Here is a 15,926-nt window from a genome sequence, read left to right as displayed (position 1 = left end):
GGTGCGGGGTGCGGGCCACGGGTGAGGGGGAGGACTGTGTTGCGGAGTGTGGAGCAGAAGTCTGTGACCGGGAGCGACGAGGATCCGCGGGTGGTGGGGCTGCGTTCAGCGGTGTCCCGGCTGCGCCGCGAACTCGCCGCTCATCCGGCCGAGTTCTCCGACCGGGACATCGCCGAGGACGAACTCGCCGCACTGAACGCCATGACGGCCGGGGGCGCCCCGGAAATCCCGCGGCTGCGCCGCTCGTTGCTGCTGATCGCGGGCGCCATCGGTTCGGTCAGCGCCCTGGCGCAGGGCCTGGCGGACGTCCGTACGGCGGTCGAGCTCTTCGGCGAGCCCCCGCGGCGCTGACTTTCGCAGGGAGCACGAGGGCGCCGGACTACGCGTTGGCGATGCCCGAGCCGGCCAGCGCCTCCGACAGTTCCCGGGCGACCTGCTGGAGGACCGGCACGATCCGCTCCGTGGCCGCCTCGGTGACCCGGCCCGCCGGGCCGGAGATGGAGATCGCGGCGGCGGTGGGGGAGTCCGGCACGCAGACCGCGAGGCAGCGCACGCCGATCTCCTGCTCGTTGTCGTCGACGGCGTACCCGGACTGCCGTACGTCCTCCAGTGCCGCGAGGAAGCCCTCGGGCGTGACGATCGTCTTCTCCGTCGCCGCGGGCATGCCGGTCCGGCCGAGCAGGGCCCGTACCTCGTGGTCGGGGAAGTCGGCCAGCAGCGCCTTGCCGACGCCCGTGGAGTGCGGCAGGACCCGCCGGCCGACCTCGGTGAACATGCGCATCGAGTGCCTGGACGGTACCTGTGCCACGTACACGATCTCGTCCCCGTCGAGCAGCGCCATGTTCGCCGTTTCGCCGGTCTCGTCCACCAGTCGGGCCAGGTACGGCCGGGCCCAGGTGCCGAGCAGCCGCGAGGCGGACTCGCCCAGACGGATCAGCCGCGGGCCGAGCGCGTACCGGCGGTTGGCCTGCTGGCGTACGTAACCGCAGGCCACCAGGGTGCGCATGAGGCGGTGGATGGTGGGCAGCGGCAGTCCGCTGCTCACCGAGAGCTCGCTCAGTCCGACCTCGCCGCCCGCGTCCGCCATCCGCTCCAGCAGGTCGAAGGCGCGCTCCAGGGACTGGACCCCACCACTGGCGGACTTGGCGGAGTCGGTGGTGCTGGCGCTGGACGTCGGCACGGCGCGTTCCTTTCGGCGTGGCGGGAGATCAGCAGCCTACCCGGCAGCAGGCCGGCCGCCCGGGAAAGCGAAACTACATTCTGCTTATCGGAAAGGCGATTCCGATCGATGGAAAAGCGCAGGCGCGAGGGCGTTCGGTCCGCTGCGGGTGGGGGCGCTCTTGACGGCGCGGAGGCGGGGGTGAAGACTCCTTCAACAGAAAGTTGAATTCCGTTACGTGGAAGTAAATCCCGTGTCTCGGAAGGGCGCGGAACCGAACAGCGGCAGAGAGAGGGTCCAGGTGTCCGACGCCGAACTGGTGCTGCGTTCAAGGCGCGTCGTCGCCCCGGAAGGGACACGCGCCGCCTCGGTCGCGGTCCGCGCCGGGAGGATCACGGCAGTGCTGCCCCACGACGCCGAGGTGCCGTCCGGGGCCCGGCTGGTGGACCTCGGCGACGACGTCCTGCTGCCCGGCCTGGTCGACACGCACGTCCACGTCAACGACCCGGGCCGCACCGAGTGGGAGGGCTTCTGGACCGCCACGCGCGCGGCGGCGGCCGGCGGCATCACCACCCTCGTCGACATGCCGCTCAACTCCCTGCCGCCGACGACGACCGTCGAGCACCTCCGTACGAAACAGCGGGTCGCCGCCGACAAGGCGCACGTCGACGTCGGCTTCTGGGGCGGCGCCCTGCCCGACAACGTCGAGGACCTGCGCCCGCTGCACGACGCCGGCGTCTTCGGTTTCAAGGCGTTCCTGTCCCCGTCGGGCGTGGACGAGTTCCCGCACCTCGACCGGGACCGGCTCGGGCACTCGCTCGCCGAGATCGCCGGGTTCGGCGGTCTGCTGATCGTGCACGCCGAGGACCCGCACCACCTGGACGCCGCCCCGCAGCGCGGCGGCCCCAGATACGCCGACTTCCTCGCCTCCCGCCCCCGCGACGCGGAGGACACGGCCGTCGCCGCGCTCGTCGCGGAGGCGAAGCGGCTGGACGCGCGGGTGCACGTCCTGCACCTGTCCTCCGCCGACGCGCTGCCGCTGATCGCCGCCGCCAAGGCCGAGGGCGTGCGGGTCACCGTCGAGACCTGCCCGCACTATCTGACCCTGACCGCGGAGGAGGTACCCGACGGCGCCAGCGCGTTCAAGTGCTGCCCGCCGATCCGCGAGGCCGCCAATCAGGACCTGCTCTGGCGGGCGCTGGCGGACGGCACCGTCGACTGCGTGGTCACCGACCACTCGCCTTCGACGGCCGACCTGAAGACCGACGACTTCGCCACCGCCTGGGGCGGCATCTCCGGCCTCCAGCTGAGCCTGCCGGCCGTCTGGACCGAGGCGCGCGGACGCGGACACGGCCTGGAGGACGTCGTGCGCTGGATGTCCGCCCGCACGGCACGGCTGGTCGGCCTGGACGGCCGCAAGGGTGCCATCGTCCCCGGCCACGACGCCGACTTCGCCGTCCTCGCACCCGACGAGACGTTCACCGTGGACCCGGCGGCGCTCCAGCACCGCAACCGCGTCACGGCGTACGCGGGCAAGACCCTCCACGGGGTCGTGAAGTCCACCTGGCTGCGCGGCGAACGCATCTTCGCCGACGGCGTGTTCACCGCTCCGCGGGGCCGACTGCTGACGCGCACCCCCTGACGCGCACCCCCTGACGCGCACCCCTTGACCCGCACCCCTTGATGCGTCCCGCCCTTGATGCGTCCCGCCCCGCGACGGCCGGCTCCCGAGAGGAACACCCGACCCGTCCCGCACCCCCAGCGGCCGGCTCCCGAGAGGAACACCTGATCACCGTGACGGCGCAGCACGAACTCCCCCTGGCCCGCTTCACCGGCGACGCGCAGCCCTACGGCGGCGGTGACCCGTACGCGGACTACCGCACCGCCGACTTCCCCTTCACCCGCCACGCCGACCTCGCCGACCGGCGGCTCGGGGGCGCCGTCGTCGCCGCCAACGACGAGTTCTTCGCCCAGCGGGAGAACCTGCTGCTGCCCGGCCCCGCCGAGTTCGACCCCGAGCGCTTCGGGCACAAGGGCAAGATCATGGACGGCTGGGAGACGCGCCGACGGCGCGGTGTCTCGGCCGAGCACCCCTGGCCGACGGCCGAGGACCACGACTGGGCGCTGGTCCGCCTCGGCGCGCCCGGCGTCGTCCGGGGCGTCGTCGTCGACACCGCCCACTTCCGCGGCAACCACCCCCAGGCGGTGTCGGTCGAGGGCACGTCCGTGCCCGGCACCCCGTCCCCGGCGGAGCTGCTCGGCGACGACGTGAAGTGGACGACGCTCGTGCCGCGCACCGAGGTCGGCGGCCACGCGGCGAACGGCTTCGCCGTCTCGGTCGAACAGCGCCTCACCCATCTGCGCGTCAACCAGCACCCCGACGGCGGCATCGCGCGGCTGCGGGTGTACGGGGAGGTCGTGCCCGACCCCGCGTGGCTGGCGGTGCTCGGCACCTTCGACGTGGTCGCCCTGGAGAACGGCGGCCGGGCCGAGGACGCGTCGAACCTGTTCTACTCCCCGGCGGCCAACACCATCAGGCCGGGCCGTTCCCGCCGGATGGACGACGGCTGGGAGACCCGCCGCCGCCGTGACACCGGCCACGACTGGATCCGCTACCGGCTGGTCGCCCGGTCCGCGATCCGCGCGATCGAGATCGACACGGCGTACCTGAAGGGGAACGCGGCGGGCTGGGCGTCGGTGTCGGTGAAGGACGGCGATGACGGCGACTGGACCGAGATCCTGCCCCGCACCCGGCTCCAGCCCGACACCGACCACCGCTTCGTCCTGCCGGACCCCGCCGTCGCCACCCACGCGCGCGTGGACATCTTCCCGGACGGGGGCATCTCCCGGCTGCGCCTGTTCGGCTCCCTGACACAGGAGGGCACGGCCGCGCTCACCGCGCGGTACCAGGAACTGGGCGGCTGAGGCGACCCGGGCGGCCCCTGGGCGGCGGCCCGAGCCGCCTCGGCCGCGGTCAGGGCTGGGAGTCGAGCGCGTTCAGGTCGTCCAGTGTGTCGCGGGCATGGGTGACGCGCAGCTGCCGCCAGTGCGTGCGGTACAGCACGTAGTACATGGCCATGACCACGGCGAGCAGCTGAAGTCCCAGGCCGAGCCACAGGAACGAGTCCTCGCTCTCCATCCTGTTGGTCAGGAAGGCGAAGTTCATCCCGAAGAACCCGGTCAGGAAGGACAGCGGCAGGAAGATCATCGACACGACGGTGAGCCGGTTGATCACGACGTTCTGCTGGTCGGCGATGAGTGACGCGTAACTGCCCGCGGCCCGCCGGGCGGCGTCCCGCAGCGACTCGATCTCCAGGAGCACCAGCTGCACGGTGTGCTCGTGCAAGCTGTTCAGCGCTCGCCGCTCGTCCGAGAGGCTGTGGGCCGTCATCCGGCGGCGGACCAGGACCTCCTGCGCGAGCGCGGCGTAGGGCAGGAACGCCCGATGCAGTTGCGCCGCGCGCCGACGCTGCCGGGCCAGTATCCGGACCTGCTCGGGCCGCCGTTCCACGAACATCGCCTCTTCGAGGTCCTCGACCTCCAGATGGCAGTCCGTGACGGCCCGCCGGAAGGTCTCCAGCACACCCTGGAGAAACAGGAACAGCGCGGTGGCCGCGTCGGCGGGCGTGTCCACCGGCAGCCGTTCCATGAAGGTGGTGACCGCGTCGACGGGTCCCCGGTGGACGATGACGAGGTGCCGGGGATCGACGAGCAGTTGCACATGGGAGACGCGGCGGGCGCCCTGGACCACCGGTACGACGCACGCGGCGAAGTCGCCGCGGTACTCGGCCCGCACCGCGTCCTGCGGTTCGCCGAACCACTCCCAGGCCTCGTCCTCCACTCCGAGCAGCCGGGACAGCGGCTGGTCGCCGGACGGCGGGTCGTCGTCCTCCTGCTCGACGGTCACGATCACGAGACCGGAGGCCTGGAGGCGTTCACGGGCCTGCGGCAGTCCTGTGCGGGTGACGACACCTTCCGGCATCGACATCACCGATACGATCATCGTCCCTCACCGTGGATGGTGTGCTGCTGGCAGGGACACCTCGGCAGGTGCAAACTGCAACGTCTCCGGCACCTTATCGCCGAAGGCCGCGCGGACCGCCGAACACGGCGGGCGCCGTGTCCCGGGGCCGACGGGGCGCCCTCGGCGGGCGGCCGACCGGGTGTGATGCCGGCCGGGTGCGGTGCGGTGCGGTGCGGTGCGGGCCGGATTCGGCGGTGGATCCGACGGTGGATCCGACGGTGGCCGGAACTCTTGCGTCCGTCTCCCGCGTTCTCCCGTCGTGACTCTTCAGCAAGAAATCGTCGGCAACGCCATGCAGATGGCGGTCGTCAGCCTGCGCCCCGGTCAGACCGTGTACTGCGAGGCGGGGAAGTTCCTCTTCAAGACCACGAACGTGACCATGGAGACCCGGCTCTCCGGACCGTCGGGAAGCGGCGGTGCCCAGCAGCCCGGCGGAGGCGGCGGCATGGGCGGCATGCTGCGCCAGGCCATGGGCACGGCCATGCAGGTCGGCCAGCGCGCCCTCGCGGGCGAGTCGCTGGCGTTCCAGTACTTCACCGCCCAGGGCGGCGAGGGCACGGTCGGCTTCGCCGGTGTGCTGCCCGGGGAGATGCGCGCGCTGGAGCTCGACGGCAGCCGCGCGTGGTTCGCGGAGAAGGACGCCTTCGTGGCCGCCGAGTCCACCGTCGACTTCGGCATCGCCTTCCAGAGCGGCCGCACCGGCATGAGCGGCGGCGAGGGCTTCGTCCTGGAGAAGTTCACCGGCCGGGGCACGGTGATCATCGCCGGCGCCGGCAACTTCATCGACCTGGATCCCTCCGACTTCGGCGGCCGCATCGAGGTCGACACCGGCTGCGTCGTCGCCTTCGAGGAGGGCATCCGTTACGGCGTCCAGCGCGTCGGCGGCCTCAACCGCCAGGGCCTGATGAACGCGGTCTTCGGCGGCGAGGGCCTGTCCCTGGCGACCCTGGAGGGCCACGGCCGGGTCATCCTCCAGTCGCTCACCATCGAGGGTCTCGCCAATGCCCTGAAGAAGGCCCAGGGCGGCGACAAGCAGGGCCCGACGGGCGGTCTGTTCTCGACCCACGCCGGGTGAGCCGGGCGGGCCGCGAGCGCCGACGGGGCCGTCCCGAAAGCGAAGCGCGGCCTCCGCGCGCCCGTCGGGAGGCGGCGCTCCGCCCCGACCGGAACGGGCGCGGGACGAAGAGCGAACTCAGGTTAACTCCCCGAAAACTCATCGGACTTGACGGCAAAATCCGCAGGCTTGTCATTGACATGCCAGTCTCTACGCGCGTCATCATGTGGGCATGAGATTCCCCCCACGCATCACCCGCATCGGTGCCTCGGCCGCCATCCTCTCCGCCCTGCTCGTCGGCGGTACCGTCTCCGCCACGACGGCGAACGCCGCGGTCGGCAGCGTCTGCTACTCCAAGCTGCCGTCCCAGGCGTACGACACCCTCGCCCTCATCGACAGCGGCGGCCCGTTCCCGTACTCGCAGGACGGGGCGGTCTTCCAGAACCGGGAGGGCGTGCTGCCCTCGCAGGCGACCGGCTATTACCACGAGTACACGGTGAAGACCCCCGGGTCGTCCACGCGCGGCGCGCGTCGCATCGTGACCGGTAAGAAGACCGACGAGGACTACTACACCGCGGACCACTACGTCACGTTCAACCTGATCAACTACGGCTGCTGAGAAGGCCGCCCGTCCACGGTTGACGCGCAGGAACGGCGCGACCGGCCGGAGGTCCACGCCCCCCACGCAACCGGACCTCCGGCCCTTCGCCGCTCCGGGGCCGCGAACCGCCCGCGCGCCGCATGCCGCCCGCCGCACGCCGCCCGCCCTTCGGCGGGACCGCTCACCCGGCGAGGCCCGCTCGGCCGGTGCGGCCCGTTCGCCGGATGGACCCGCTCAGTCGGCGAGGCCCGCCCGCTCGGTGGACCCGGTCACCGTAACGTCGACATCACTCCGCCCGGGATCTCCGCGAGGGCGACCGCCCTGCGCTCGCGCCGGGACACCTCGCAGGCCTCCGCGATCCTGAGGGCCTGAAGGGCCTCACGGCCGTCGCACGGGTTGGCGATCTCGCCGCGCGCCACCTCGACGAACGCGCACAGCTCGGCCTCGTACGCGGGCTTGAAGCGCTCCAGGAAGCCCGTCCACGGCCGGTCCGCGGCCGGCGGCCCGGTCGGTTCCGTGGACGCGATCGGCGTACGGTCGTCCAGGCCGACCACGATCTGGTCCAGCTCTCCGGCCAGCTCCATGCGGACGTCGTAACCGGCACCGTTCAGACGGGTCGCGGTCGCCGTCGCGAGGGTGCCGTCGTCGAGCGTGAGGACCACCGCGGCCGTGTCGATGTCGCCCGCCTCGCGGAACATCGCGGGACCGGCGTCGGACCCGGTGGCGTAGACGTCCACGACCTCGCGGCCGGTCAGCCAGCGCAGGACGTCGAAGTCGTGGATCAGCGCGTCCCGGTACAGCCCGCCGGACTGCGGCAGCCACGACGCCGAGGGCGGGGACTGGTCGGAGGTCACGGCCCGGATGGTGTGCAGCCGGCCGAGCCTGCCGGAGAAGATCGCCTCGCGGGCCCCCGTGTACCCCGCGTCGAAGCGGCGCTGGTAACCCATCTGAAGGATCGTTCCGGCAGCTTCGACCTCGGCGAGGGCGTGCAGTGTGTTGGGCAGGTCGAGGGAGATGGGCTGCTCGCAGAAGACCGGCAGTCCCGAGCGTGCCGCCCGGCCGATCAGTTCGGCGTGGGCCGATGTCGTCGCGGTGATCACCACGGCGTCCACGCCCCAGGTGAAGATCTCGTCCACCCCCGGCGCCGCGGTCTCGCCCAGTCTGTTCGCCAACTCCTGGGCTCTCGCGGGGTTCACGTCCGTGAGGATCAGTGAGCCGACCTCGCGATTACGGCTGAGCGTGTTCGCATGGATCGCGCCGATCCGACCTGTACCGATGACACCGATGCGCATGGGAACAACCTGGTGGCTGACCCTGCGCGCTGTCAATGCACAGTCAATTCGCATGTCCGGACAACCGAACTACACAACTTCCCGTCAACCGGCCACAGGGCTACGCTCGCACCGTGCCGAAACCAGAAGTGGACCCGCCCGTGCGGCTGGAGCTGAGTGTGGACCGGAGTTCCCCCGTGCCCTTGTACTTCCAGCTGTCCCAGCAGTTGGAGGCCGCGATCGAGCACGGCACGCTCACCCCCGGCAGTCTGCTCGGCAACGAGATCGAGCTCGCCGCACGGCTCGGCCTGTCCCGTCCGACGGTCCGCCAGGCCATCCAGTCGCTCGTCGACAAGGGTCTGCTGGTGCGCCGCCGGGGCGTCGGTACGCAGGTCGTCCACAGCCAGGTCAAGCGCCCCCTGGAGCTCAGCAGCCTCTTCGACGACCTGGAGGCGGCCGGTCAGCGCCCGGCGACCCGGGTCCTCGTCAACGCCGTCGTGCCGGCCACCGCCGAGGTCGCCGCCGCGCTCGCCGTGCCCGAGGGCAGCGAGGTGCACCGGGTGGAGAGGCTGCGGCTCGCGCACGGGGAGCCGATGGCGTATCTGTGCAATCACCTGCCGCCTGGGCTGCTCGACCTGGACACCGCCCAGCTGGAGGCCACCGGCCTGTACCGGATGATGCGCTCCGCCGGGCTCACCCTGCACAGCGCCCGCCAGTCCATCGGCGCGCGCGCCGCCACCGCCGCGGAGGCCGAGCGGCTCACCGAGCCGGAGGGTGCCCCCCTGCTCACCATGCGGCGCACCACCTTCGACGACACCGGCCGCGCGGTCGAGTTCGGCGACCACATCTACCGGCCCAGCCGCTACGCGTTCGAGTTCCAGCTGCTCGTACGCCCCTGATCCCACCGCTCGCGCCCGTCCTCCCCGCGCTGGTCCGCCCCCTTGCGTCGCAATGTCAGGACAATGTGACCGCCGTTCGCTCCCCGCTCACCGGGCGGGCACATGTGCGGGCCGCGTGGCAGCGGCGCGGGGCGGGCGTCCCGGTGTTGTTTTCATCACCCGCAACCCTCGTCACACCTGCCTGGCGGGTGACCGTTCCGTACTGGTCGGGACGCGGCCCGAGGACCGGCGCCCACACCCCCGCGGACGTCGTCGAGGCGGAGTCGGCCGGCCGCGCAGCGGGCGACGAAGAGCCGGACGACCTGGGACAGGAGCCGCGACGGGCAAGGAAGCGCGAGCCGGTGCCGAGGCGCGGGCGAGCCGCGGACGCGCCCCCGGCGGCTCCGCGGACGGCGGCCGACGCGCGGGCGGCGGCGCCGTGCACCGGTCTTCGTCAGCCGGACGCACCGGGCGGAGCGGTGAGGCAGAATCGGGCCTGATGAGCACCTACCGCGACCTCAGCGCCCCCATCGGCTCCCGCCGAGCCCCCGTGCTGCGTACCGTGGGCACGCGCGAGCGCCGCTCGCACCTCACCGCACCCCGGGTGCCCACGGTCGGCATCGACATCGGCGGTACGAAGGTGATGGCGGGCGTCGTCGACGCCGACGGCAACATCCTGGAGAAGCTCCGCGCGGAGACCCCGGACAAGTCCAAGAGCCCGAAGGTCGTCGAGGACACCATCGTCGAGCTGGTCCTGGACCTGTCGGACCGGCACGACGTGCACGCGGTCGGCATCGGCGCGGCCGGCTGGGTCGACGCCGACCGCAACCGCGTCCTGTTCGCACCCCACCTGTCCTGGCGCAACGAGCCGCTGCGCGACCGCCTCTCCGGCCGCCTGTCGGTGCCCGTGCTCGTCGACAACGACGCCAACGCCGCCGCCTGGGCGGAGTGGCGCTTCGGCGCGGGACGCGGCGAGGACCACCTCGTGATGATCACCCTCGGTACCGGTATCGGCGGCGCGATCCTGGAGGGCGGGCAGGTCAAGCGCGGCAAGTTCGGTGTCGCGGGGGAGTTCGGCCATATGCAGGTGGTGCCCGGCGGCCACCGCTGCCCGTGCGGCAACCGCGGCTGCTGGGAGCAGTACAGCTCCGGCAACGCCCTCGTCCGGGAGGCCCGGGAACTGGCCGCGGCCGACTCCCCGGTGGCGTACGGGATCATCGAGCACGTCAAGGGCAACATCGGCGACATCACCGGCCCGATGATCACCGAGCTGGCGCGTGACGGCGACGCCATGTGCATCGAGCTGCTCCAGGAGATCGGCCAGTGGCTCGGCGTCGGCATCGCCAACCTGGCGGCGGCGCTCGACCCGTCCTGCTTCGTGATCGGCGGCGGTGTCTCCGCGGCGGACGACCTGTTGATCGGCCCGGCGCGCGAGGCCTTCCGGCGCCAGCTCACCGGCCGCGGCTACCGCCCCGAGGCCCGCATCGCGCGCGCCCAGCTCGGCCCCGAGGCCGGCATGGTCGGCGCCGCCGACCTCGCCCGGCTGGTCGCCCGCCGCTTCCGCCGCGCCAAGAGACGCCGGGTGGAACGCCACGAACGCTACGAGAAGTACTCCGAGGCCCGCCGCACCCAGGACACCGCATGACCACCGCACTGCCCCGCCAGGCCACGCCCCCGGACGAGCAGCCCCGCCAGGCCGAGAACCGCCGGCACCGCAACCGCCGCCGGGCGCTCACCCTGCTGATCATCGTGCTGCTCATCGGTGTCCCGGCCGGCTATCTCGTGATCTCCGCCAACCAGAGCCGCGACAGCGGCAAGGACAAGGAGAAGAAGTACTCGGCGACCGGCCTGACCACGGGCTGGCCCTCCAAGGTGCAGCGCCGCCTCTACCAGGTGCCGGTCCCGCACCCGTCGAACCAGGTCGCCTACTACGAGACCAACAACTGGAAGACCAGCCGGCTCTACGTGCAGTTCCAGACCACGCAGGCCGGCCTGGACGCCTTCCTCACGGAGCTGGGAGCCGACCGGGACCTGCTGAAGCGGGACGACATCGTCATCGGCGCCCGCGACCGGAAGATCACCGGCTGGACCTTCACCGGCACCGGCGCCCGCCCGGGCCCGTACTGGGGCTTCGTCCACCGGCAGAAGAGCCCGCAGCCGACGCAGGACGTCGTGGTGAACACCTCCAACCCCAAATACCCCATGATCTACGTCGTCTCGCGCGCGGTCCCCTGACCGGTCCGGCCCGCCCGCTCCGGCCGCCGGAGCCGATTGTCAGACCCCGCCCGTAGAGTCGAAGACGGTTGATCCGAACCACGGGCGGGAGGTGGACAGTGGGTACGAGCGCGACAGTGGGTACGAGCGGGACGGCCGAGGCGGTCGGGCGCGCGCAGGAGCACGAGAGCGTCCCCCTGCGGCTCGCCGCCGTCTTCCTGCCCGCCCCGCTCCCGCGCGACGGACGCATCGCCTTCTGGGACCCGGCGGACGCACCGCTGCCCGCGGACACCGCCGAGCCCGCCGAACGCACCGAACTCACCGTCGTACGACGGCACGGCGCCTCGGTCCGCCGCAGGCAGACCCCCGCGCTGTCCCTGCCGCTCGACCAGGCCCTGCCCCTGCTCGTGCGGGCCCGCCGCGACCCCGCGGCCCACCCCGCCACCGCCTGCTGGGGCGCGGCCGCCCTGCACGCGCTGCGGCTCACCGCCCGCGGCCGACTGCTGCCCGGACTGACCCGCACGGGCCACGACGCCTGGCGGGCCGGCCCCTTGGACCCCGACGACATCGCCCATCTGCGGGCGGTCGCCGCGGCCCTGCCGTACGAGGGACACGCCGTGCCGCTGACCGGCCCCGGACCGCTGCGGCTGCCGCAGCCCGAGGCCCTGATGCGCGCCTTCCTGGACGCGGTCGCGGACACCCTCCCGCGCACCCCCGCCGCGCCGCACGCCTGCGGCCGACCCTTCGCCGACCGCCGCCCGCAGCGGCTGCCCGGCGCCGCCGACTGGGCCGCCGAGGTCGCCGCCGGCATGGACGCGGGCGTACGGATCTCGCTGCGCCTGGACCTGTCGGCGTACGAGCTGTTCGACACCGGCGAGCGGGTGCGCAGCGCGGGCGCGGCCGTCCTCCAGGTGCACAGCCTCGCCGACCCCACCCTCGTGGCCGACGCGGCGGCCCTGTGGGCGGGCGACGCGGACGCCGCCTTCGGACCCCGCGCCCGGGTGGACGCCGCTCTCGCCGTGCGACGCGCCGCCCGCGTCTGGCCTCCGCTGGACCGGCTGGCCGAACAGGACACGCCCGACGTCCTGGCCCTGACCGAGGAGGAGGTGGGCGACCTGCTCGGCGCCGCGGCCGGTCGGCTCGCCGCCGCCGGAGTCGCCGTGCACTGGCCGCGCGACCTGGCCCAGGACCTGACCGCCACGGCCGTCGTGCGGTCCGCGCCCGGCTCGGCGACCGACGGCACCGGCTTCTTCGAGGGCGAGGACCTGCTGCGGTTCAGCTGGCAGCTGGCGCTCGGCGGCGACCCGCTCAGCGAGGCCGAGATGGACACCCTCGCCGAGGCCCACCGCCCGGTCGTCCGGCTGCGCGACCGGTGGGTCCTGGTCGACCCGGCCCTCGTCCGCAAGGCGCGCCGCCGAGAACTGGGCCTGCTCGACCCGGTCGACGCCCTGTCCGTGGCGCTCACCGGCAGCGCGGAGGTCGACGGGGAGACGGTCGAGGCCGTCCCGATCGGCGCCCTGGCCGCCCTGCGCGACCGGCTGACCGCCGGAGTGCGGCCCGCCGAGCCGCCCCCGGGCCTGGCCGCCACCCTGCGCGACTACCAGCTGCGCGGCCTGGCCTGGCTCGACCTCATGACCTCCCTCGGCCTCGGCGGCTGCCTCGCCGACGACATGGGACTCGGCAAGACGATCACCCTCATCGCCCTGCACCTCAAGCGCGCCCGCGGCGAACCGACCCTGGTGGTGTGCCCGGCCTCGCTGCTCGGCAACTGGCAGCGGGAGATCACCCGGTTCGCCCCCGGCGTCCCCGTCCGCCGCTACCACGGCCCGGAGCGCACCCTCGACGACCTGACCGACGGATTCGTCCTCACCACGTACGGCACGATGCGCTCGGCCGCGCCGACGCTGGCCGGTCAGCGCTGGGGCATGGTCGTCGCGGACGAGGCACAGCACGTCAAGAACCCCTACTCGGCCACGGCGAAGGCACTGCGCACCATCGCGTCCCCCGCGCGCGTGGCGCTCACCGGCACCCCCGTCGAGAACAACCTCTCCGAACTCTGGGCCCTGCTCGACTGGACGACACCGGGACTCCTCGGCCCCCTGAAGTCCTTCCGGGCCCGGCACGCCCGCGCCGTGGAGAACGGCGAGGACGAGGAGGCGGTGGCCAGGCTGGCCCGGCTGGTCCGCCCCTTCCTGCTGCGCCGCAAGAAGTCCGACCCCGGCATCGTCCCCGAACTGCCGCCCAAGACGGAGACCGACCACCCCGTCCCGCTCACCCGTGAACAAGCCGCGCTCTACGAGGCGGTGGTGCGCGAGTCGCTGCTCGCCATCGAGACCGCCGAGGGGATCGCCCGCCGGGGGCTGGTCCTGAAGCTGCTGGGCGCGCTGAAGCAGATCTGCGACCACCCCGCGCTCTATCTCAAGGAGGCGGCCGCACCGGCCGACCGGCTCGCCGCCCGCTCCGGCAAACTCGCCCTGCTCGACGAGCTGTTGGACACCGTGCTGGCGGAGGACGGCTCGGCGCTCGTCTTCACCCAGTACGTCGGCATGGCCCGGCTGATCGCCGCCCACCTCGCCGCCCGCGCGATCCCCATGGACCTCCTGCACGGAGGGACGGCCGTGCCGGAGCGCGAGCGCATGGTGGACCGCTTCCAGAGCGGCGCGACCCCCGTCCTCGTGCTGTCCCTGAATGCCGCGGGCACCGGCCTCAACCTCACCCGGGCGGGCCATGTCGTGCACTTCGACCGCTGGTGGAACCCGGCGGTCGAGGAACAGGCCACCGACCGGGCCTACCGCATCGGCCAGACCCAGCCGGTCCAGGTCCACCGCCTCATCACCGAGGGCACGGTCGAGGACCGCATCGCACAGATGCTGGAGTCCAAGCGCGCCCTCGCCGACGCGATCCTCGGCTCCGGCGAGTCGGCCCTCACCGAACTGACGCACCGTGAGCTGACCGACCTGGTGTCGCTGCGCAGGGAGGCGTGATGGGGACGGAGGAGACACCGGTGCGGGGGACGTCGGCGGAGGAACCGCCGAACGGGACGACACCGGCGGCGCAGTCCCCGCCACCGGACCCGGTCCGCTCCCCGGACGAGCCGACGCGTCCGGCCGACGAGGAACGCCCGGCCGACGCGGCCCGCCGTGCCCTGCGGGCGGCGCGCGAGCGTGCGGGCGGGGGCGTCGTGGTGGCCGACGAGGAAGCGGCGGCCGCGACCGGGGCGGAAGCCGAGGGAGACCCGCAGGACGGCGGGGTCCCGCCGGGCCGCGCGGTCCGTACGGAACCTGCGGGCACCGGGGAGCCGAGCGGGCGCCGCTCCGCTGCCGAGGAGCCCGGGAGCAGCCGGACCGGACCGGCCGACGCGGCCCGCGCGGCCCTGCGCCGAGCCATGGCCGCGAGCCGCACCACGGGCACGGCCCCGCAACCACACCCCACCGCCCCCACCGAACCGGGCACCGACCACGATGCCGACACGGGTACGGATACGGGCACCGACCACGGCACGGGCACCGACGACGGCGCGAGCACCGGTCCGGGCATCGACACGGGTGCCGACCACGGCGCCGGCGCCGGCGCCGGCACCGGCCCCGGCACCAGCGCCGGCCCCGGCACCAGCGCCAGCCCCGGCACCAGCGCCGGCCCCGGCACGGGTGCCGACCGTGGCACCGGTACGGGTACCGGCGCCGGTCCTGGCGCGGGCAGGGGCAGTGGCCGCGGCCCTGGCGCGGGTATGGGTACCGGCACCGACCCCGACCGCGGCGCCGGCGCCGGCATCGGCACGGGTGCCGACCGCGGCACCGGTACGGGTACCGGCGCCGGTCCTGGCGGGGGCAGGGGTACTCGCCGCGGCCTTGGCACGGGTGTGGGTGCCGGCACCGACCCCGGCACAGACGCCGACCGCGGCGCCGGCACCGGCACGGGTGCCGACCGCGGCACCGGTACGGGTACCGGCGCCGATCGCGGCGCGGGCAGGGGCACTGGCCGCGGCCCTGGCGCGGGTATGGGTACCAGCACCGGCCCCGGCACAGACGCCGACCACGGCGCCAGCGCTGGCACGGGTGCCGACCGCGGCACCGGTACGGGCACGCGTACGCGCACCGCCCCCGGCACGCGCACCGGTACCGGCAGGGACCGGATCGGGGACGGCGACGCGTCCACGGGCAGGGCCGGTGACGGCGTCGGCGTGGCCGCGAGCCCCGAGACGGACGGCCCCGGCGTGTCTGCGCGCGGGACGGCCGGGGGCGCCCCTGCCGGGAGCCCCGTGGGGGACGGCACGCCCGCCCCAACCCACGCCGACTCGGCGAGCGCTCCCGCCGCGGCCGACGAGCGTGCGCCCGAGCCACGCCCAGTCCGCCCCGCGGATGTCGCCCGAGAGGCCTTGCGGGCCGCCCGTGCCGAGGCTCGGCAGGCCCGTACGGGCACCGGGGAACCGTCCGCCGACGCCGCGCCCCGGCCCGCGTCCCGTGCCGCCCGGCGTCCCGCCGCCAACGCCGACACCCCCGGCGCCAGGGCCCGCGCCCTGCGCGCGCTGCTGGCCGACGCCTTCCGGATGCCGTCCGACGCGACGACACCGGCGGAGTCCGGATCCCGGACCACTGCTGACCCCGAGACCGCCGCCCCGACGGCCGCCGCCCCGGCATTCGACTCCCCGAAGGCCGGTCGCGTGCCGGTCGGCCCCCGGCGCGTCGGCCCCCCGGACTTCGTCGCCGCAGGCGCCACGGCACCCCC

General features: G+C 73.8%; 13 protein-coding genes. 10 read left to right on the top strand and 3 right to left on the bottom strand.

Going from position 1 to position 15,926, the window contains the following annotated elements:
- Window positions 1–36 precede the first annotated feature (36 nt).
- Window positions 37–351, top strand: a complete 315-nt coding sequence (locus FNH09_RS35875) for a DUF5955 family protein (protein ID WP_338017794.1) — start codon at window positions 37–39, stop codon at window positions 349–351.
- A 28-nt stretch (window positions 352–379) separates the two neighbouring features.
- Here the strand turns inward: FNH09_RS35875 and FNH09_RS35870 are convergent, their stop codons facing one another.
- On the bottom strand, window positions 380–1,180 hold the full coding sequence (locus tag FNH09_RS35870; protein WP_162469614.1) for an IclR family transcriptional regulator domain-containing protein: 801 nt from the start codon (window positions 1,178–1,180) through the stop codon (window positions 380–382).
- Window positions 1,181–1,460: 280 nt separating this feature from the next.
- On the opposite strand from FNH09_RS35870, the gene allB reads away from it, so the two are divergent.
- Window positions 1,461–2,801: an allantoinase AllB gene (allB, locus tag FNH09_RS35865; RefSeq protein WP_162469613.1), complete on the top strand. Its 1,341-nt coding sequence runs from the start codon at window positions 1,461–1,463 to the stop codon at window positions 2,799–2,801.
- Between the two features lie 152 nt (window positions 2,802–2,953).
- Window positions 2,954–4,084 carry an allantoicase gene (alc, locus tag FNH09_RS35860; protein WP_338017793.1) on the top strand — a complete coding sequence of 377 codons (1,131 nt, stop codon included), beginning with the start codon at window positions 2,954–2,956 and terminating at the stop codon, window positions 4,082–4,084.
- A 49-nt stretch (window positions 4,085–4,133) separates the two neighbouring features.
- On the opposite strand, the gene FNH09_RS35855 is transcribed toward alc, so the two are convergent.
- A complete protein-coding gene (locus FNH09_RS35855; RefSeq protein WP_238427313.1) occupies window positions 4,134–5,147 on the bottom strand; it encodes a magnesium transporter CorA family protein in 1,014 nt (337 codons plus the stop codon).
- Between the two features lie 295 nt (window positions 5,148–5,442).
- Here FNH09_RS35855 and FNH09_RS35850 point away from each other — a divergent pair, with 295 nt between their 5' ends.
- Window positions 5,443–6,258, top strand: a complete 816-nt coding sequence (locus tag FNH09_RS35850; protein ID WP_162469612.1) for an AIM24 family protein — start codon at window positions 5,443–5,445, stop codon at window positions 6,256–6,258.
- A gap of 211 nt (window positions 6,259–6,469) precedes the next feature.
- Window positions 6,470–6,856 (top strand): guanyl-specific ribonuclease, encoded by a 387-nt coding sequence (locus tag FNH09_RS35845; protein WP_152894063.1) that lies wholly within the window; start codon window positions 6,470–6,472, stop codon window positions 6,854–6,856.
- 251 nt (window positions 6,857–7,107) lie between these two features.
- Here FNH09_RS35845 and FNH09_RS35840 read toward each other — a convergent pair whose 3' ends face one another.
- A complete protein-coding gene (locus FNH09_RS35840; protein WP_152894062.1) occupies window positions 7,108–8,130 on the bottom strand; it encodes a Gfo/Idh/MocA family protein in 1,023 nt (340 codons plus the stop codon).
- 140 nt (window positions 8,131–8,270) lie between these two features.
- Between FNH09_RS35840 and FNH09_RS35835 the strand changes: the two genes are divergently transcribed.
- The 5 genes from FNH09_RS35835 to FNH09_RS35815 form a co-directional block, all read left to right on the top strand.
- A complete protein-coding gene (locus FNH09_RS35835; RefSeq protein ID WP_338017795.1) occupies window positions 8,271–9,008 on the top strand; it encodes a GntR family transcriptional regulator in 738 nt (245 codons plus the stop codon).
- A 478-nt stretch (window positions 9,009–9,486) separates the two neighbouring features.
- Window positions 9,487–10,632, top strand: coding sequence for an ROK family glucokinase (locus FNH09_RS35830; RefSeq protein WP_152894060.1), 1,146 nt, complete (start codon window positions 9,487–9,489; stop codon window positions 10,630–10,632).
- The gene (locus tag FNH09_RS35825) at window positions 10,629–11,222 is read left to right on the top strand and encodes a sugar kinase (protein ID WP_152894059.1); all 594 of its coding nucleotides are present in this window, start codon (window positions 10,629–10,631) and stop codon (window positions 11,220–11,222) included. Before FNH09_RS35830 ends, FNH09_RS35825 begins: the two co-directional genes overlap by 4 nt.
- Before the next feature lie 116 nt (window positions 11,223–11,338).
- The gene (locus FNH09_RS35820) at window positions 11,339–14,185 is read left to right on the top strand and encodes an SNF2-related protein (RefSeq protein WP_162469611.1); all 2,847 of its coding nucleotides are present in this window, start codon (window positions 11,339–11,341) and stop codon (window positions 14,183–14,185) included.
- Window positions 14,185–15,926: hypothetical protein (locus tag FNH09_RS35815; protein ID WP_152894057.1), on the top strand; the 1,742-nt coding region annotated here is incomplete at its 3' end. The genes FNH09_RS35820 and FNH09_RS35815, both read left to right, overlap by 1 nt.

Origin of the sequence: Streptomyces adustus (assembly GCF_009377175.1) — a bacterium.
GTDB classification, from domain to species: Bacteria; Actinomycetota; Actinomycetes; order Streptomycetales; family Streptomycetaceae; genus Streptomyces; species Streptomyces adustus.
Note: the sequence above shows the minus strand (reverse complement) of the source record. Positions and strands in the feature narration are given on the sequence as shown.